At 44.4% G+C, this 17,223-nt stretch carries 17 protein-coding genes; 10 read left to right on the top strand and 7 right to left on the bottom strand.

Going from position 1 to position 17,223, the window contains the following annotated elements; genetic code table 11:
• Positions 1-51: 51 nt before the first annotated feature.
• The gene (gene hemH, locus AAFP14_RS06565; RefSeq protein WP_341731486.1) at positions 52-1,215 is read left to right on the top strand and encodes a ferrochelatase; all 1,164 of its coding nucleotides are present in this window, start codon (positions 52-54) and stop codon (positions 1,213-1,215) included.
• Positions 1,216-1,689: 474 nt separating this feature from the next.
• On the opposite strand, the gene AAFP14_RS06560 is transcribed toward hemH, so the two are convergent.
• The gene (locus tag AAFP14_RS06560) at positions 1,690-2,301 is read right to left on the bottom strand and encodes a DUF4126 domain-containing protein (RefSeq protein ID WP_341731485.1); all 612 of its coding nucleotides are present in this window, start codon (positions 2,299-2,301) and stop codon (positions 1,690-1,692) included.
• Positions 2,302-2,586: 285 nt separating this feature from the next.
• Here AAFP14_RS06560 and AAFP14_RS06555 point away from each other — a divergent pair, with 285 nt between their 5' ends.
• On the top strand, positions 2,587-3,873 hold the full coding sequence (locus AAFP14_RS06555; RefSeq protein WP_341731484.1) for a Glu/Leu/Phe/Val family dehydrogenase: 1,287 nt from the start codon (positions 2,587-2,589) through the stop codon (positions 3,871-3,873).
• Positions 3,874-3,929: 56 nt separating this feature from the next.
• Here AAFP14_RS06555 and AAFP14_RS06550 read toward each other — a convergent pair whose 3' ends face one another.
• The 5 genes from AAFP14_RS06550 to AAFP14_RS06530 all read right to left on the bottom strand — a co-directional run bounded on the left by AAFP14_RS06550 (position 3,930) and on the right by AAFP14_RS06530 (position 7,426).
• Positions 3,930-4,526 carry a CPBP family intramembrane glutamic endopeptidase gene (locus AAFP14_RS06550; protein WP_341731483.1) on the bottom strand — a complete coding sequence of 199 codons (597 nt, stop codon included), beginning with the start codon at positions 4,524-4,526 and terminating at the stop codon, positions 3,930-3,932.
• Positions 4,527-4,542: 16 nt separating this feature from the next.
• The gene (locus AAFP14_RS06545) at positions 4,543-5,664 is read right to left on the bottom strand and encodes a DUF3326 domain-containing protein (protein ID WP_341731482.1); all 1,122 of its coding nucleotides are present in this window, start codon (positions 5,662-5,664) and stop codon (positions 4,543-4,545) included.
• Positions 5,661-5,864: a hypothetical protein gene (locus AAFP14_RS06540; protein ID WP_341731481.1), complete on the bottom strand. Its 204-nt coding sequence runs from the start codon at positions 5,862-5,864 to the stop codon at positions 5,661-5,663. The genes AAFP14_RS06545 and AAFP14_RS06540 overlap by 4 nt, the downstream gene beginning before the upstream one ends.
• Positions 5,865-5,929: 65 nt before the next feature.
• Positions 5,930-6,247 (bottom strand): 2Fe-2S iron-sulfur cluster-binding protein, encoded by a 318-nt coding sequence (locus AAFP14_RS06535; protein ID WP_341731480.1) that lies wholly within the window; start codon positions 6,245-6,247, stop codon positions 5,930-5,932.
• A 240-nt stretch (positions 6,248-6,487) separates the two neighbouring features.
• Positions 6,488-7,426, bottom strand: coding sequence for a serine hydrolase (locus AAFP14_RS06530; RefSeq protein ID WP_341731479.1), 939 nt, complete (start codon positions 7,424-7,426; stop codon positions 6,488-6,490).
• A gap of 79 nt (positions 7,427-7,505) precedes the next feature.
• On the opposite strand from AAFP14_RS06530, the gene AAFP14_RS06525 reads away from it, so the two are divergent.
• Together AAFP14_RS06525 and AAFP14_RS06520 are read left to right on the top strand one after the other, a co-directional pair.
• Complete coding sequence (locus AAFP14_RS06525) at positions 7,506-8,237, top strand: C40 family peptidase (RefSeq protein WP_341731478.1); 732 nt, start codon at positions 7,506-7,508, stop codon at positions 8,235-8,237.
• Positions 8,238-8,364: 127 nt separating this feature from the next.
• Positions 8,365-9,369 carry a glycosyltransferase family 2 protein gene (locus AAFP14_RS06520; protein WP_341731477.1) on the top strand — a complete coding sequence of 335 codons (1,005 nt, stop codon included), beginning with the start codon at positions 8,365-8,367 and terminating at the stop codon, positions 9,367-9,369.
• 250 nt (positions 9,370-9,619) lie between these two features.
• On the opposite strand, the gene AAFP14_RS06515 is transcribed toward AAFP14_RS06520, so the two are convergent.
• Positions 9,620-10,789, bottom strand: a complete 1,170-nt coding sequence (locus AAFP14_RS06515; RefSeq protein WP_341731476.1) for an IscS subfamily cysteine desulfurase — start codon at positions 10,787-10,789, stop codon at positions 9,620-9,622.
• A 96-nt stretch (positions 10,790-10,885) separates the two neighbouring features.
• Between AAFP14_RS06515 and AAFP14_RS06510 the strand changes: the two genes are divergently transcribed.
• The 6 genes from AAFP14_RS06510 (at position 10,886) to AAFP14_RS06485 (ending at position 17,176) form a co-directional block, all read left to right on the top strand.
• Positions 10,886-11,536, top strand: coding sequence for a hypothetical protein (locus AAFP14_RS06510; RefSeq protein WP_341731475.1), 651 nt, complete (start codon positions 10,886-10,888; stop codon positions 11,534-11,536).
• A gap of 70 nt (positions 11,537-11,606) precedes the next feature.
• Positions 11,607-12,926, top strand: a complete 1,320-nt coding sequence (locus tag AAFP14_RS06505; RefSeq protein ID WP_341731474.1) for a four-carbon acid sugar kinase family protein — start codon at positions 11,607-11,609, stop codon at positions 12,924-12,926.
• Positions 12,927-13,453: 527 nt separating this feature from the next.
• A complete protein-coding gene (locus AAFP14_RS06500; protein ID WP_341731473.1) occupies positions 13,454-14,134 on the top strand; it encodes a DUF4352 domain-containing protein in 681 nt (226 codons plus the stop codon).
• Positions 14,135-14,192: 58 nt separating this feature from the next.
• Entirely contained in the window at positions 14,193-14,900 is a 708-nt protein-coding gene (locus tag AAFP14_RS06495) for a hypothetical protein (RefSeq protein WP_341731472.1), read from the top strand.
• 252 nt (positions 14,901-15,152) lie between these two features.
• On the top strand, positions 15,153-15,857 hold the full coding sequence (locus AAFP14_RS06490) for a hypothetical protein (RefSeq protein WP_341731471.1): 705 nt from the start codon (positions 15,153-15,155) through the stop codon (positions 15,855-15,857).
• Positions 15,858-15,910: 53 nt separating this feature from the next.
• Positions 15,911-17,176: a histidine kinase gene (locus tag AAFP14_RS06485; RefSeq protein ID WP_341731470.1), complete on the top strand. Its 1,266-nt coding sequence runs from the start codon at positions 15,911-15,913 to the stop codon at positions 17,174-17,176.
• Positions 17,177-17,223 lie beyond the last annotated feature (47 nt).

Below are 17,223 nucleotides of genomic sequence, written 5' to 3'. Positions count from 1 at the left end.
ATGTCAATAAGATAAGTAACAGAACTGGACGATGAGAGAGCTGTAACCGTTATGGGCCGTGTAGGAGTATTGCTATTAAACTTGGGCGGACCCGATAAAATCGAGGATGTCCGCCCTTTCCTGTTCAACTTGTTCGCTGACCCGGAAATTATTCGCCTGCCGTTTCCCTGGTTGCAGAAACCACTCGCCTGGTTGATTTCAACCCTGCGTTTTCAGAAATCCCAGGCAAACTATCGCCAAATCGGGGGCGGCTCTCCTTTGCGTCGCATCACAGACGAACAAGGGCTAGCGCTGCAACAGCTCTTGGAGTCCAAGGGAAAAGATGCGCGTGTTTATGTGGGGATGCGCTACTGGCATCCTTTTACCGAAGAGGCCATTGCCCAAATTAAGCGCGATGCGATCGAACATTTGGCAATCTTGCCACTGTATCCTCAATTTTCCATCAGTACCAGCGGTTCTAGTTTCCGACAGCTAGAAGAAATCTGGGGAAAAGATCCAGAACTCAAGGATATTGAATATACCGCTATCCCTTCTTGGTATCATCGTCCAGGCTACATTCAGGCAATGTCTGAATTGATCGCCCAGGAATTAGACCATATTCCTAATTCCGATCGAGTTCATATCTTTTTTAGCGCCCACGGTGTCCCTGTCAGCTATGTAGAAGAGGCTGGAGACCCTTATCAGCGCGAGATAGAAGATTGTACTCGTCTGATTATGGAGCATTTGAATCGATCGAACGAACACACTCTCGCCTATCAAAGTCGGGTTGGCCCGGTGGAATGGCTCAAGCCTTACACCGAAGATGCCATTACCGAACTCGCGGCCAATGGAGTCGAAGATTTGTTAGTAGTTCCGATTAGTTTTGTGTCCGAGCACATCGAAACTCTGCAAGAAATTGACATGGAGTATCGAGAATTGGCCCAAGAGTCGGGAATTCAAAATTTCTACCGAGTGCCGGCCCTCAATACTCATCCGGTGTTTATTGAGGCTTTGGCTGATTTAGTCATCGAGTCCCTCGAATCTCCCAGTGTTAAGTTCTCTGATGTGGTACGCCCTTCTAAGAAAGTGAAGATGTACCCTCAAGAGCAGTGGGAATGGGGTTTGACTACGGGGGCGGAAGTCTGGAATGGTCGTGTGGCGATGATTGGTTTTATGGCACTCTTGCTGGAGTTAATTACCGGTCGCGGCCCTTTACACTCGATCGGCTTACTTTAAAGGCGGTTTCTTAAGAAAATGATGATGGGGAATCGTACCCACCCCTAGCCCAGGGCGGTTTCATTCTCTTGTAGGGGCAGCCCCCCGTGGCTGCCCCAATCTCTTGTAGGGGCAGCCCCCCGTGGCTGCCCCAATCTCTTGTAGGGGCAGCCCCCCGTGGCTGCCCCAATCTCTTGTAGGGGCAGCCCCCCGTGGCTGCCCCAATCTCTTGTAGGGGCAGCCCCCCGTGGCTGCCCCAATCTCTGAAATGACGGAAAATGGTTGGTGGGGGGGTAGGCACGGGGGCGCTACCCCTACAAAACCCTTTTTTTGGTGAGAATGAAACAGCCCTGACCCCTAGCCCCTCCCAGGAGGGGAACTGGATCTAGCTCTCCCCCCTAGGGGGGAGAGCATTGGGAGTTTGGAATTGGGTATTGGTAGCAAATAACTAATAACCAATAACCAATAACCCATAACTAATAACTAATTATTAAATTAATCTGGATCGCGTTTACCTTGACGGGGATTTCCTAATAACGCCTGTTTTGCTTGGCTCCTGTACCAGCGATACCACTCTTTAGAGCTGCGAATTGCCAGCCACAGCAGCAACATGGCAATCAATCCCCCTTGCCGCGGTGCATCAAAGGCAAATAATACCAAAGCAATACACAAAGCATCTTGAACAAAAATCAGCCAAATCGGCAACACCTTCAGCCGATAAAGCCATCCTGCTTGCACCAGTTGCAGCACTAAAGCCAACAAACCTCCGACAATACCAATAATCCACAGCATCCAAGGGTGAGCAACAAGTTCGTCGATGGAACTTACCTGAGCGATCGCAATTGCCATAATTGCTCCTACAATGGGGCTGAAAATAACTTGCACAATTTGCAACACCCGCTGTCCCACAAAGGTTTTAGAAGCAAATAATTCTAATAGAGACCAACTCACCAAAATTGCTATCACCACTTGGGGGTGAAGCCCCGACAATAGAGGTATTTCTGACCACAGTTTATCGATGCGTAACAAACCAATTAACAGCAGGGGCATGGCAATTCTCATACCCCCCGCCGCCGACGCAGAGAGGGCAGCTAGGAGTCCAACCATAATAATTATTTAGTTAAGAAAGTGAGTTAATTAGTCGATCGATGTCAGATTTTCCTTACCCTAATGGCTGGCTTTGATTCAAGCGATCGAGCTCAAGTTTTGCCTTGAGTTCACTATTACTCTCTATTGTAAGTCTAAATGCTTAATTTGTGGTTGCCGATGGCAGATAGTCGATCGAGACAAGGTTGTTGACTGTTGTTACTGTATATAAGTATTATTAAGTAGAATTCCTGAGCAAATCTGATTTCTACTTCCCACTTCCTGCTTTCTTTTTCTTGATTAATTATGTCTGAATCGTTATTTACTGATGCCAGCCGCCGATTAGAACGAGCCTTAAAATATGTATCCCTTTCCGAGGATACAATCGAGCGGCTGAAATATCCCAAATCTAGTTTGATTGTATCAATTCCCGTGCGGATGGATGACGGTTCTCTGCGAATTTTTCAAGGTTATCGAGTGCGCTATGACAATACCAGAGGTCCTTCCAAAGGAGGAGTTCGTTACCATCCCAAAGTATCGCTGGACGAAGTGCAATCCTTAGCATTTTGGATGACTTTTAAATGTGCAGTTTTGAACTTGCCCTTTGGAGGAGCTAAGGGAGGAATTACTGTAAATCCCAAGGAATTGTCTAAACTGGAATTGGAAAGATTGAGTCGCGGCTATGTGGATGCGATCGCTGATTTCATTGGCCCAGATATCGATATTCCCGCACCTGATGTTTACACAAATCCCATGATTATGGGTTGGATGATGGATCAATATAATACCATTAAACGGCAACTTTGTCCAGCGGTTGTGACTGGTAAACCCGTAACAATTGGTGGTAGTTTAGGTCGAGATACGGCTACAGCAACTGGGGCTTTTTTTGTATTACAAAATATTCTGGCAAAATGTGAGTTATTTCCTCAAAATACCACTGTAGCAGTACAAGGTTTTGGGAATGCGGGTGCAGAAATAGCAGAACTACTCTGGAAAGCAGGTTACAAAGTTGTAGCAGTTAGCGATTCCCAAGGGGGGATTTATGCTAAACAAGGTTTGGATATTCCCAGCATCCGCAGTTTTAAAGACTCGAATAAAGGTATTAAAGCTATTTATTGTGAAGGCTCTGTTTGCAATATTGTCGAACATGAAATTTTGACTAATCAGCAAATTTTAGCTTTAGATGTAGATGTGTTGATTCCCGCGGCTTTGGAAAATCAAATCACCGAAGCAAATGTTGATAGCATTCAGGCTAAGTTTATTTTTGAAGTAGCTAATGGTCCCATTGATTCCGCTGCTGATTTGATTTTAGAAGCCCGAAAAATTCAGGTAATTCCTGATATTTTAGTCAATGCTGGAGGGGTAACGGTTAGTTACTTTGAGTGGGTGCAAAACCGTAGCGGACTTTATTGGAGTCTGGAGGAAGTTAATCAGCGCTTGAAGCATAAAATGGTGGAAGAAACTGAGGCTATCTGGAAAATATCTCAGGATTTATCAGTTTGTATGAGAACTGCTGCTTACGTCTACGGGTTAAACCGACTGGGAGAAGCGATGAATGCGAAGGGAACGCGCAATTATTATGTTAACGGTTAAATAGATCTCTGGTAAACACCAAGCTGTGAACAGGCTTTCGGGCCTGTTACACAATTTTAAAATCGATTGGCTGTTTGGTTTTCCCACTTCCAAACACAGCTAGAAATCAGATTTGTACAAATATGAGCTAAAATTGGGACTAACAAATTTCCAGTATTTAAAAAACTGTAGCCTAATAGGAATCCGACAGCAGTTGCCCAAACTGCATAGGGCCACTGATCGATGTCTCCTAGGTGCAAAATGCCAAAGCAAAAACTGGATAAAATTAAACCAGTAGCATTTAATCCTAAAGCCGACATCATCACGCCTCGAAATAGCAATTCTTCGCTAAGTCCGGGTAACAATCCCAACCAAATTAAATCTGGCCAAAATAAGGGTTTGAGGACTACTTCTAGGTAAACGTTGGCACTGCGCCGATAACCGGGCCAGAGTTGATAAACGATCGCACTAGCGCCAGAAATGAGGAATCCGATCGCACATCCTTTGAGTAAGTCAATTCCGATTAATTTGACTGGCAAAAGCGATACCGATCCAAATACCAACCACAATTTAGCTACCGCCAGCAATATAATTGCTGTCACGCCCATTGCTACTAAAACTTGGGTGCGTGTCAATGGTTCAAATTCTGGATTTTCGGGAATTTTTTCTGCCACTTAATCAATTTTAGATTTAAGATTTGAGATTTGAGATTTGTTTAGTTGAGTCCGACAAACACCGCAAGGGGGAAATGTCTGCACCCAAGGCAACTGGTGTGATGCCTGTTCGTAAAGCGACCAATACTCCGATCGCCTCTAAATATGAGTTTACCTGCAAAGCTTTGATTCCGAGTTTTTCGGGAGGAACTTGCATTTGGGTTTTGTTATCGGCCACTGCAATGATTTGTACAGCCGATCGCCCGCTTAAACTCAGGATAGCACTGCCACCGCAGGCTGTGGCGGGTATCACCACGGCATCAACTCGATCGGCAGTAATTGGTAATTGGGTATGCTTTCTGTTTTTGTCTGTGTCTCTCTCTTGGGTACCGAGGGTGACAAACTGCGGGGCTTTGCTGAGCCCTGCGAGCACGCAGGGTAGGAAAGTGTAGCCGATTTCTTCAGCAGCCGATCGCGGTGACAGATGCGGATCGAGGGGTAGCGGCAACAGGGCTGGGGCGTGGGCACAGGGGATTTTAAATGTCTTGACAATCAGGTGACTGATCGCTGCTTCTGCGCCTGCGAGAGGGTCAACTCCTTTGCCGTGGCGGTAGTTGGCGAGGGCGATGCTGCCTGCGTCGTCAGGAAATCTGGCTACAACAGCGATCGCCTCTACTTTTGCTTGGGTAATTAATTTTTCGGCGGCGCGTAAGAGACTGTCTGGATGCGCGATCGTCCCCCAAGATGCCCCTGATTCCGACATTCGCAATTCTACATTCAGGGGAACATCAGTTAAAACATAATCTGTTATGTTCAAACCTAATGTAGCTCTAGCAGCATCAACGGCTTGCAAGTGGCGCAACTGCAAGTCTGGTTCGATGCCGCCATCGAGGATTAAGCCAATCCGATTTTGATGTACTGGTTGTAGACCCCAGCATCCTTGTGCAAATTTGTCAAGGCCATAGCCTTCGACGTAAAGAGCATTAGGTATGGGCCAATAGAGTTGAGCGCCGTTGAGGACGTTGGGGTGAGTAATCAGGGTATCTGAAATGTGGGCGATCGCCCTAGCCACAGGTAGGGCATCCCCTGCAAAGCCCCCGATGGACGCTCCAACGCCTGTGGGGACTATCAACACCACGGTCAAAGGACGCCGGTTCACGCTATTGCCTGGGATGGTTCTAGGGCGGATTCTAGGAGGACGTAGCCTTCTACCACGGCTTTTTGGCGATCGACATCAACGTCTGTGACAGCCCAGCGCAGGGGCTCACCGTGCTTTTGCAGTTCAATCTCGATCGCCGAGTGGAGTTCCTCCGCTGTATCGTGGAGGTGGACTTCTGCGGAAATGAAATGGGTAGTCATAGGCTTGTCTGTAATTCCTGAATGGTGATACCGCGATCGGTAATTGTATCCATTTTAACTTAATTCTAGGGTTTACCGAACTGGCGATGGTAGACAATATCTTCTTTTTCGGTTTCTATCTTCAAGTTCGATCGGGGGTAAGCCACGCATAGCAACACGTAACCTTCCGCTTGGAGATCGGGACTAACGCCCATGCAATCATTTTGTTCGACTTGGCCTTCCATAACTTTAGCAGCGCAGGTGGTACAAACCCCTGCATTGCAAGAACTTGGCAACTCAATGCCGGCGGCGTTGGCGGCGCGCAGAATTTGTTTGTCTTCGGGAACCTCTAGGGTGTAGGTATTGCCTTGATGAAGTAATTCAACGGTGTAAGTCTTGGACATATTTTGATTATTGGTTTTAATGGCGATCGGAATTTACGTTATATCTGCCAACAAAGCAATAAATATCTTACCGCCCTTCGAGACTTTGTGCAAATTTACAAAATTCATAGTCCTGGACACATGGGGACTCAGGAACTGGGTTTTGTACGAAAATACACATTTCTTAGATTCAGACTTGAATGATATTAAATTTTGTAGATACTGTTCTCAAAGAATTGGATACCTTAATCTTAATTTAATTTAATTCAGTGTTTTCATGGCTGCCATGACTTGCTGCGATACAAAAGGCAAAATTTGTTCATTTTTACTATTCTGTTTTCCTTCGGTAAATACCACTAACAAGTAAGGGCGCAGATTTGGTATTTCAATGTAGGCCGCATCGTGACGCACTTGACTTGTGAGCCCTGCTTTTGACCATAATTTCGCTTCTAATGGTAATCCGCTACCTAAAAAACCTGTAACTTGATTTTCGGGATCTGCTTCTAATTCCGCTGGTTCTAAGCTACGTTTCATTAAACCCATCATCTCTTGGGATGCTTTGGCGGAAACAGCTACACCACCGATGATACTATGCAACAAAATCGCCGTGGCATTGGTGGTTAGCATATTTCTATTTTCCATTAATTCGCCCAAAAATTCTCGCTCCCGACCGTAGGGGCCGTCGCACCATGTTTTTTGATTGAGGTTAATGTCTTGTAAGTCTAGCCAATTTAATGATTGAAAGTAACGGTTGATGATATTTCGCTGCTGTTTCCAGGTTTCAAAGGGGCCGGAGGGCAATTCGGGACCACTGGTAGTGCCGGTTAGTACATCTACTACTAAACTGGTGGCGTCGTTGCTGGAATCTACTATCATGTCTCTGACAGCGCGTTCTAATTCTTTTGATGTTTTAATCATCCCTTTTTCTGCCCATTCCCAGACGGCAACAAGGTAGAATAATTTGACGATGCTGGCGGGATACACTCGTTCTGAAGCCCGATGGCTAAAACCTCTGGCTTGATATTTCCAAAATTCTTCGGGGCTCAGAGCTCCGCCTGTGTTGACTCGCACGGGCGGATCGTAGACTATCCAGGTGAGGGCGAGACGATCGCCTCCTAATTCTGTAAATTCTGCGTGAACTGCATCTATAATGCTCTTGCCGAGGGTTTCTAGTTGTTCGTCTTTACGAAAAAATGTCATGGTAATTTTAGGGGGTTATGAGGGCTTGCTATAGGAGTTATCGGTTATCAGCTATCAACTATAAACTAGAAAAAATTAAATGACTAATTATCAATTATCTGATGTTGTGGAGTATCGGGCCCGATCGCACATAAATATTTACGATTCCCCCAAGTGCGATCGACTGGCGACTCAGGCGATGGCTGGGCGACACTTGCGAGTAGTCGAATTACCTGTAGTTGACGCTCAGATAGGTGTAAATTTTGATACCATGGCTGTGATGGTGCGGCTGTGCGAAGATGATTATCCGGGATGGCTGAATCTGCGAGATTTTGAGTCGATATCAGTGGCAGAAATACCCTATCATCCTGTGATTTTATCGGAGACCAAAATTAGAGAAAAATTACCAAAAGTAATTAATTTTGCTCATCAGGCGATGGACAAATCTAATGAATACCTTTGGGGCGGCACTGTGGGGCCAAATTATGATTGTTCTGGATTAATGCAGGCTGCTTTCATGTCGGCGGGTATCTGGTTGCCGAGGGATGCTTATCAGCAGGAAGCTTTTACTAAGCCTATTAGTATAACTGGTTTAGAACCAGGAGATTTAGTTTTTTTTGGAACACCAGAAAAGGCTACTCATGTGGGACTATATCTGGGAGGCGATCGCTATATTCACAGTTCCGGCACTGAACAAGGTCGCAATGGTATCGGGATCGATATTTTGTCGGAGGATGGCGATCGAGTTAGTCAAGCTTATTATCGGCAATTGCGAGGATATGGTAAAGTGGTGGCAAGTTATCAACCTATAGTAATCCTAAATCATTTGTGAATTTCTTACTCCCTCCCCTTATGAAGGGGAGGGTTGGGGTGGGGTAAAAAACTTTACGACTCCTGCAAGGACTGCTATAGTTAGTTGTTGATAGTTGAGTTGACGGTTGATGTTATAGCATAAAGAAATGGACGCTGCATTATTTTTGGAAAAATTGGCGGAAAAAAAGGCTGAGGCAGAGGTGATGCTGGATGTTTCGGCGGTAGTCCCGGTGTATAATGAGGTGGAAAGTTTACCTCATTTGATTGAGGCGATCGCCACTTCGATTCAAGCCTCTGGACTCAGCTATCAAATTATTTGCGTAGATGATGGTTCTAAGGATGGTTCCGCTGAACTTCTCAAACAGTTAGCTAGCAGTCGCGATGACCTTTGTGCTGTAATTTTACGTCGCAATTATGGTCAAACTGCCGCCATGTCAGCGGGTTTCGATCGCGCTCGCGGTCGTGCTATTGTCACCCTAGACGGCGATTTGCAAAATGACCCGGCTGATATTCCCCTATTGTTGGCTAAGTTAGATGAAGGCTACGATTTAGTCAGCGGTTGGCGAAAAAATCGTCAGGATAACACGATTAGTCGCTTAATTCCTTCTAAAATGGCGAACTGGCTAATTGGCAAAGTTACAGGGGTGACTTTGCACGACTACGGCTGTTCTTTAAAAGCTTATCGATCGGAGTTGGTGGCAGATTTGAATCTCTACGGCGAATTGCACCGATTTTTGCCTGCTTTAGCCTTTATTGAAGGGGCGAGAATTGCCGAAATGCCAGTACGACACCACGCCCGCCGCTTTGGTCAAAGCAAGTACGGAATTTGGCGGACTTTTCGGGTGTTGATGGATTTGTTGACTATTTCTTTTATGAAAAAGTTTTTAACTCGCCCCATGCACGTTTTTGGACTTTTGGGACTGAGTTCTATGACTTTGGGAACGGTGTTAGGGATTTATTTGACATTCCTGAAATTGGGTTTTGGCCAAAGTATTGGGAATCGTCCTTTACTAATTTTAGCTGTGGTTTTGCTGTTAACAGGGGTGCAGTTATTTTGTTTTGGTTTATTAGCAGAAGTGATGATGCGGACTTATCATGAATCTCAGGGTAAACCAATTTATCGAGTCCGCGAAGTGTTTGGTTCTAATTAATATCAATTCCGATGGTACGGGGCCATAATTGTTGAGGGCTGATATCAAATCCTTCGAGATCAGAACAATTATTTCTCTCTTCTCTTTCTCTGTGTCCTCTGTGTTCTCTGTGGTTTAATCATTCCGATACAACGGTCAACGATATGACTCTAAAAACTGAAAGGGATTGGCAAAATATCTAGGCCCAGTCAAAGCATCTGGTTCCCAGACCCAGCCTGGGAACCAGTTAAATTGACATCAAAACTACTTTCTAACTCATGACTTTTTGAGCTTGTCGGAGAGATGTAATAGTAGCGATCGCGTGTTGAGAGACTGCATCTATTTCTGCTACAGTATTGAAACGACCAATCCCAAACCGAATCGAAGCGTAGGCTAATTTGTCCGATCGCCCGATCGCTGCTAAAACATGAGATGGAGATATTTTGGCAGAAGTACAAGCAGAACCAGAAGAAACCGCCGCCGCTGACTGTAACCCCAACAGCAATGCTTGACCGTCAACGCCACCTACACTAATATTAAGATTTCCTGGCAATCTTTTAGTCGCGTGACCGTTGAGAAACACATCTCCTAATTCTGCCAAATTTTGCCACAAACGCTCGCGCAAACTCACAACTCGTGCTGTTTCCGCCTCCATTTCCGCAATTCCTAATTCCACAGCTTTAGCAAATCCGACTATTTGCGGTGCGTACAGTGTACCGGATCGCATTCCCCGTTCGTGACCGCCGCCGTGCATTTGTGGTGCTAACTGCACTCTCGGTTTATGGCGACGCACATAGAGAGCTCCAATGCCTTTTGGTCCGTAAATTTTGTGGGCTGTCAAGGACATTAGATCGATATTCATCTCCTGTACATCTAGGGGAATTTTACCAATCGCCTGGGCTGCATCTGTGTGGAAAATAATATCATTTCCGCGACATATTGCTGCAATTTCGGCGATCGGTTGAATCACTCCAATTTCATTATTAGCAGTCATCACCGAAACTAAAATCGTCTCCGATCGAATCGCTTTGATCAAGTCGCCTATATCAATCAATCCGTCACTTTTTACAGGTAGAACAGTAATGTCAAACCCCAACTTTTCCAAATAGGTACAGGGGTCAAGAACCGCATTATGTTCAGTTTTTACTGTTATAATGTGCTTTCCTTTGCTGAAATAGGCTTCGGCGATGCCTTTAATCGCTAAGTTATTGGCTTCCGTTGCACCGCTGGTAAAAACAATTTCTTCTGGAGAGGCATTGATGGCTTCTGCTAAAATTTGTCGTGACTGTTTTACCGCTGCTTCGGCTTCCCAGCCGTAGACGTGGTTGATGCTGGCTGCATTGCCGAATTGCTCGGTGAAATAGGGCAGCATCGCATCAAGTACCCGCTTGTCTACGGGGGTTGTCGAGTGGTTGTCGAGGTAGATAGGACGTGCGGACATAGTGGAAATTTAGTGAAAAAAGATGTTAGATTTATTGTAGACGAGCCTTTTGTTCTATAGCTAAAATTTATAATTAACAAATATTTGTAAAGATTTATGCGCTCTGACATCCAGGGATTAGAAATTACTGCGGGTGAACTCAAACGCCTCAGCGGTACGGGCCCCGATCGCGTATATCGACCAGCAACAGCAACTAAGTTTGTTCGCGAAGGCGTGAAAACCTTCGGTTTAATTATTTTAATTCCGATTAGTTGTTTGCTGCTGGTAATGATATTTCCCAGGGCTTATTTGGTTTGGTTGGCCGTTCACCTGATGGCGATCGCCGGTTTAATCTTTGAGGATATCTGGAAAATTAGGTGCAGCCACCAAAACAAACATCTAATTAATCTTTTTGATGATGTCGATCGCTACAATGGTATCATCAAGGCGATCGCCATTAATGACGACATAGAAGATGCTGGTAATTCGGGAGTCAAAATAGCCGATCGCTCAAAAGTCATTCAAGCATTGGAACTGATCAGAAAGGATTTAGTCAGAGCGTTAAAAACCGAGAGAATCATCAGGGAAAACCAAAAATTTGTGGGAACTAACTCCGAACTATTCGCCACTAACCTAGTCGCCTTAAATGCCCTGCAAATTAGCGATCGGGCTAGCGAACAAGGGCGATTGCTAAACGAAGCTTTGCAGGTAGCCGTGGGAGTTCAAGCAGAAATGAAAAAGTTGCAAGAGCGAAAGCAGGCGACTTAAGGTAAAATTTTTTCAGTGAAGTCACTGGGTCAGGATATCTTAGAAAGGTGACGTTAACAACCAGGTCAGTATGTCTGCTAAACCTAAGATTATAGTTCTTGATGACGATCCCACAGGTTCTCAAACCGTACACAGTTGCTTGCTGTTGACTACTTGGGACGACGCAACCCTGCGTTTGGGACTGCGGGACAAATCGCCGATTTTCTTTATACTGACAAATACTCGATCGCTAACTCCCGAAAACGCAGCCTCCGTCACCCGCGAAGTGTGCCAAAATCTCAAAAAGGCGATCGCCGCCGAAGGAATTCAGGATTTTTTAATAGTTAGCCGTTCCGATTCTACCCTGCGCGGCCACTATCCCATCGAAACCGACGCGATCGCCGAAGAACTAGGCCCCTTCGACGGTCATTTTCTAATACCCGCCTTTTTTGAAGGAGGAAGAATTACCCGCGACAGCGTACATTACCTAATGGTGAACAACGTCGAAACACCAGTCCACGAAACCGAATTTGCCAAAGATTCAGTTTTTGGCTACAGTCACAGTTATCTGCCAGACTACGTGGAAGAAAAAACCAAAGGTAGGATTCAGGCCGAGAATGTCGATCGCATCTTACTCGCAGACATCCGCCAAGGAAACTTAGATCGACTCATGCACATGACAAACAACCAATGTGCAGTAGTAGATTGCGAAAATCAAAGCGATTTAGACACCTTTGCCAAACACATTCTCGATGCAGCTAGTCAAGGGAAAAAGTTTTTATTCCGCAGCGCAGCCAGCATTTTAACATCCTTAGCCGACCTAGGTCCCCAGCCCATCGCCGCCGACAATATGGCAAAATATGTCAGGAATGGCAAACCCGGTGCAGTAATAGTTGGTTCCCACGTTAAAAAAACCACAGAACAATTGGAACAATTGTTAAAAGAACCCAATACAGCGAGCATTGAAATAGATGTAGCTCATTTACTAGAAGAAGCCCCAGAGGATCGGACAAATTTACTGAATAAAACCCTAGAAAAAGTCCGCAATGCTCACAGCGATGACAAAACCCCAGTAATTTATACCAGCCGCCAGGAACTACAATTTAAAAACACGGAAATCCGGTTAAAATTTGGAGAAGCTGTTTCTGCTTTATTAATGGATATTGTCCGCGGACTGCCGGGAGATATCGGGTTTTTAATCAGCAAAGGTGGTATTACTTCCAATGATGTTTTGAGTACAGGTTTGTCCCTCAAAAGTGTCAGACTCCTAGGTCAAATCATCCCTGGTTGTTCCGTAGTAAAAACCGAGTCAAATCATCCTCTATTTCCCAATTTACCAGTAGTTTTGTTTCCCGGAAATGTCGGAGATAGTAATGCTTTGGCTACGGCTTACAAGCGGCTGAGCAAGTAACCAGCAGACTGAGTTCAAAAAACACCACACTTAGATACCCGACTTCTTAGAGAAGTCAGGTATCTAACATATTGAAATTTTAATGCCAGAGCGTATCTTGACAATCCCCTCAAATAAGCCCAATGCTGCAACTCCTGTAAAAATCGCTCTTCAGATTACGAATAAAACGGCAGCCTCGTTGCGCTTTCAATAGTTAAATAAAACGTTACAGATTCTAGGGCAAGATGGTAAAAAACTGCGGTGGATTGTATCGGTCGCTACTTTGTGGACTAAGCATTAGAGAGAGCCGTTATACTGCTGATAGTAGGGAAAATTGGTCTAAAAAACTTCAGTATTTTTACGGTTAAAAGATTAATATATTTGTCCTAATATATATAGTCAAATAGTAATGAGTCACTTTAAAAAAAGCAGAGCTAATTCATGTGATATCGTTTCCGGTTGCATCGGAATGATTTAACCGCGAAGGCGCAAAGGACGCAAAGGAAGAGAAGAGAAAGATTAATAATTCCGATGCTAACGGAATTGATATGATTAAGCATTTTGCCTTGTTTTTATTGGCTTTAATCATTTCGGGTGTAATCGCGCTCCGCCATGTACCCAGATTGTTAGCTGGGGCTGTTGATGCCCAACTGGGGAGGGCAACTGAATTGACATCCTTTGAATCAACACATAGCAATGTAGTTGAAGTAGATGGTATCCATTTAGAAACTGTGGTGTTTAACCCGATATGGCCAATTCCAGCCAATCTGCACGGTGCAAATACCCCTGTGCAATTTGGTGTCCGCATTACCAACAAAACATCAGAGTCTATTCGCGTCCCCTTGGCGCTTAGCTTTGGTCCAAAGATTATAAAAATGGATGGTCAAGAATTAAAAATAGCGAACAAGGTAATTTCATCTGATCCACCGACCTTAAACAAACCCCTTTGTCCGTCAATCAAACCTGGAAAAAGTGAAACTTTCGTTTGGAACTGGATACTTCAGTGGCAGAATAATCAGCTTCAGCTTGAAGGTACTAATGCTCAAGGTGCCCCTTGGATTTATGAGCCTCTCAGTCCTGGCGTGTACTCGATTGCTTTAGAGTATGACGTCCGCAGCACAATAGTACGACTCTGCGAACTAATAACGCAAGTACCCAGGACAGAAGAAAAAATCTGGGTAGGTCGGGGAATTACTCCCTCAAAGAATTTTAGCTTAGTCCACCTTTGAACATAAGTTTTAAGATGCGTCTAATTCCCAAGCCTGATAGTGTCAATTATTAGAAGGTATGAAGTATCTTTTGCGGTTGAAGTATTTTTTTCTGTTGTTGCTCGCTTTATTACTTTCAGGAGCGATCGCACTCAGCAATATACCTGAAGGAGCGAGCGCGATAGGAAATCTATTGATCGACTCAAATCCCGATTTGATATCTTTTGAATCGAGCGATAGCAATGCAGTTGAAACAAATGGTATTCGGTTGGAAATTTTAGCACCGGATCGGGTATGGCGCATACCTGAAAATCAGCCAAATACTACTACTCTTGTTCGGATCGGTTTTCAAATGACAAACAATACATCTCACCCGATTCGCTTTCCTCCACTCGATCCCCTTTTTGTATTTCCACTAGAAATAGTGGATGCTAATGGTAATTTATTAGAGCGCTCTGGAGCTAGAGTTATGCTTTTCAACTCTCCGCAACTGGCTTGTCCCTTACTTCAACCACGAGAAAGTCTAACCTTTTTCTTGCAAGCACAACTTTTGTGGCGGAACAATCTGCTTCTCTTCGGAGGCGCTGATGGATTAGGTGGCGGATGGAATTTTGATATTAGGCCTGGTAACTATCAAATTAGGTTGAGATACATCAATTCTCGCCCTTTATTATATTGTGATGAACCTCAACAGCAGGAGTACAACAAATTAACACGAGGGATTTGGACGGGTCAGATAGTCACACCCTTTGTGAAGTTCCGCGTCGTCCAGTCTGAATCTAAATAGAAGTTAAGTGGCAATTGTTACTCGATTTCAAGCCGAGACAGATATTTCCTACCCCATACAAAGGAGTTGTCAACAATGAAACTATCACAATACTGGACAATTTTATTAAGTTCGCCCTTACTGATGTTGCTAACAAGTAGAGCCAGTTTCGCGTTTTCTTTCACATTGCCATCCCAACAACCAAACCCGATATGCACTCCGACCTCGCCTTACTGTTCCTCAATATCCCATACAAAGCCCGGTGTAGGTACTGTGACTGTCTCTACTACCTCAGTCTCAGCACTCCCACTAGGCGGCACCAATGATTTTTTTAACCTGCTAACGTCATCTGTATGGGCACAAAATGGTTGGACGTTTAACAAGGCGCAACCTGTAGAGTCTTTAACAGGTAGGTTTGATATTGGGGTTTATGCTCCCTTTATTTTTCTTACTAACCCTAACCCAGAAACTGTTGGAGCTGAAATACAAGTTCTTTATAACCCTGGTGCTGGTTTAGATCCCGTAGGAAGTAACGTTCATTTTATCCAACGGGTAGTTAACAATCATGCTTACACCATTACCCTACAGGGAGTCATTAAGCAGCCACCAGGAACTCCTGACGATAAAATTGATACGCTACTAGAGCAAACTCAACCAGGTTTTATCGACCCCCAAAAACCCACATTTAACCCTTTTTACGACACCTATGGTCGGGTGATAAGGCCTCCCGCCGATCAAAGAATTCTTTTTGTGGATACTCCATCCCGAGATGATATCTATTATAACAACAAAAACTGGAGTGCAGAACTTTATCTTGCTGAGGTCAAAGATCCCATTAATAACCCCACTCAAGTGACAATATATAATGGGATATCATGGGGTTGGAAAAGCATATTTACTCCTCCTAAAATCACTAAAAAGTTTTCCGACAGCTATACTGCTGATAGTAGGGGAAATTGGTCTGAAAAAGTTCGGTAGTTTTACGGTTAAAAGATTAATAGACTTGTCCTAATATATATAGTCAAATAGTAATGAGTCACTTTAAAAAAGCAGAGCTAATTCATGTGATGAAGAACTGTTACCTATTTTTATTGGTTTTAATTCTTTCTGGCTTAGTGGCATTGAGTCATGTGCCTAGAGAAGTTATTGCGATGAAAGAGGGAGTAATGGCATTAAGCCATGTGTCCAGAGGCTCGACTGCGCCCTCCCATCTAGGAATAACGAGGGTGGCTGAGTTGAAATCCGTAGATTCACCTGACAACAAAACCGTAGAACAGGAAGGCATTTCTATGAAAATCTCAGTGCCATACTTTGTTTTACCCATACCGGAAAAGAAGCTGGATATCAGTAGCCCTTTATCTTTTGTAGTTAGCATTGCCAACAATACACAAAATTTCATTCGAGCTGACAACGACACATTGATTCCAGAACTTGTAGGGCAAGATGGTCGATCGCTGCCACTACAAAAAGCTAGAGATAGACAGTCAAATACGAGAAGTTTGTGCGGATTAGTGGAGCCAGGAACAAGAAAATTATTCCGTTCCGGTGTACTTACATGGAATAATAATAAGCTTCAACTCAAAGGTGATGCTGGGCTTGGTTACTTCTGGTATTTTGACGAACTAAAGCCCGGAGAATATCAGCTTCGGTTCATTTATGACAGTCCTGGTGGAAAAGTTTCCTGCTATGACGAAGAAACGCAAAAGCCGATGACAGTAAAAGGACTTAGAAGAGGTCAGGGAGCTACGAACTTCATACCGATTCGCGTAGTTCAACCTGTATCCATTAACAGCAATACAGTTGAATTAGATGGCATTCGCTTTGAAATTTTTATGCCAGAGCGTGTCTTTATAATCCCCTCAAATAAGCCCAATGCTACAACTCCTGTAAAACTCGCTCTTCGGATTACCAATAAAACGGCAACTTCGTTTCGTTTCCAACAGTTAAATACAATGTTACAGATTCTAGAGCAAGGTGGTAAAAAACTGCGTTTGAAAGGACGCGGGGGAGGGAATTTGCTGGCAGGATACAACTGTCCGTTAGTCGAGCCAGGAGAGAATGTTACTTTCAGTCTAGATGCCAAACTCTTCTGGGAAAATAACTTGCTTTTACTTGGACGCTCTGAACGCTCTGGTGGCTTCATCTATTTTGATGAGTTCAAGCCCGGTAAGTATCAGATAAGAATTGGGTACAACCCTGGAGTGTCAGAAGTAAGCTGCACTCAAAATTTATCCGGAGATACGTGGAAGGGCTTGGGAGCGACGCCTTTTGTAGAGTTTAACTTAGTCGAGAATTGAGCCTTAACGACTTCACAATGATCTGTTGGGGATAATTGCTACGCAGG

The sequence above is a fragment of the Microcoleus sp. EPA2 genome, assembly GCA_020882975.1.
Classification (GTDB): Bacteria; Cyanobacteriota; Cyanobacteriia; order Cyanobacteriales; family Microcoleaceae; genus Microcoleus.
This window is presented reverse-complemented; position numbering and strand designations above follow the sequence as displayed.

Bases quoted from the DNA above. Each gene is read 5' to 3' on its own strand.
- hemH (WP_341731486.1), top strand. From the start codon at position 52: ATGGGCCGTGTAGGAGTATTGCTATTAAACTTGGGCGGACCCGATAAA.
- AAFP14_RS06560 (WP_341731485.1), bottom strand. From the start codon at position 2,301: ATGGTTGGACTCCTAGCTGCCCTCTCTGCGTCGGCGGCGGGGGGTATG.
- AAFP14_RS06555 (WP_341731484.1), top strand. From the start codon at position 2,587: ATGTCTGAATCGTTATTTACTGATGCCAGCCGCCGATTAGAACGAGCC.
- AAFP14_RS06540 (WP_341731481.1), bottom strand. From the start codon at position 5,864: ATGACTACCCATTTCATTTCCGCAGAAGTCCACCTCCACGATACAGCG.
- AAFP14_RS06535 (WP_341731480.1), bottom strand. From the start codon at position 6,247: ATGTCCAAGACTTACACCGTTGAATTACTTCATCAAGGCAATACCTAC.
- AAFP14_RS06530 (WP_341731479.1), bottom strand. From the start codon at position 7,426: ATGACATTTTTTCGTAAAGACGAACAACTAGAAACCCTCGGCAAGAGC.
- AAFP14_RS06525 (WP_341731478.1), top strand. From the start codon at position 7,506: ATGACTAATTATCAATTATCTGATGTTGTGGAGTATCGGGCCCGATCG.
- AAFP14_RS06520 (WP_341731477.1), top strand. From the start codon at position 8,365: ATGGACGCTGCATTATTTTTGGAAAAATTGGCGGAAAAAAAGGCTGAG.
- AAFP14_RS06515 (WP_341731476.1), bottom strand. From the start codon at position 10,789: ATGTCCGCACGTCCTATCTACCTCGACAACCACTCGACAACCCCCGTA.
- AAFP14_RS06510 (WP_341731475.1), top strand. From the start codon at position 10,886: ATGCGCTCTGACATCCAGGGATTAGAAATTACTGCGGGTGAACTCAAA.
- AAFP14_RS06505 (WP_341731474.1), top strand. From the start codon at position 11,607: ATGTCTGCTAAACCTAAGATTATAGTTCTTGATGACGATCCCACAGGT.
- AAFP14_RS06500 (WP_341731473.1), top strand. From the start codon at position 13,454: ATGATTAAGCATTTTGCCTTGTTTTTATTGGCTTTAATCATTTCGGGT.
- AAFP14_RS06495 (WP_341731472.1), top strand. From the start codon at position 14,193: ATGAAGTATCTTTTGCGGTTGAAGTATTTTTTTCTGTTGTTGCTCGCT.
- AAFP14_RS06485 (WP_341731470.1), top strand. From the start codon at position 15,911: ATGAGTCACTTTAAAAAAGCAGAGCTAATTCATGTGATGAAGAACTGT.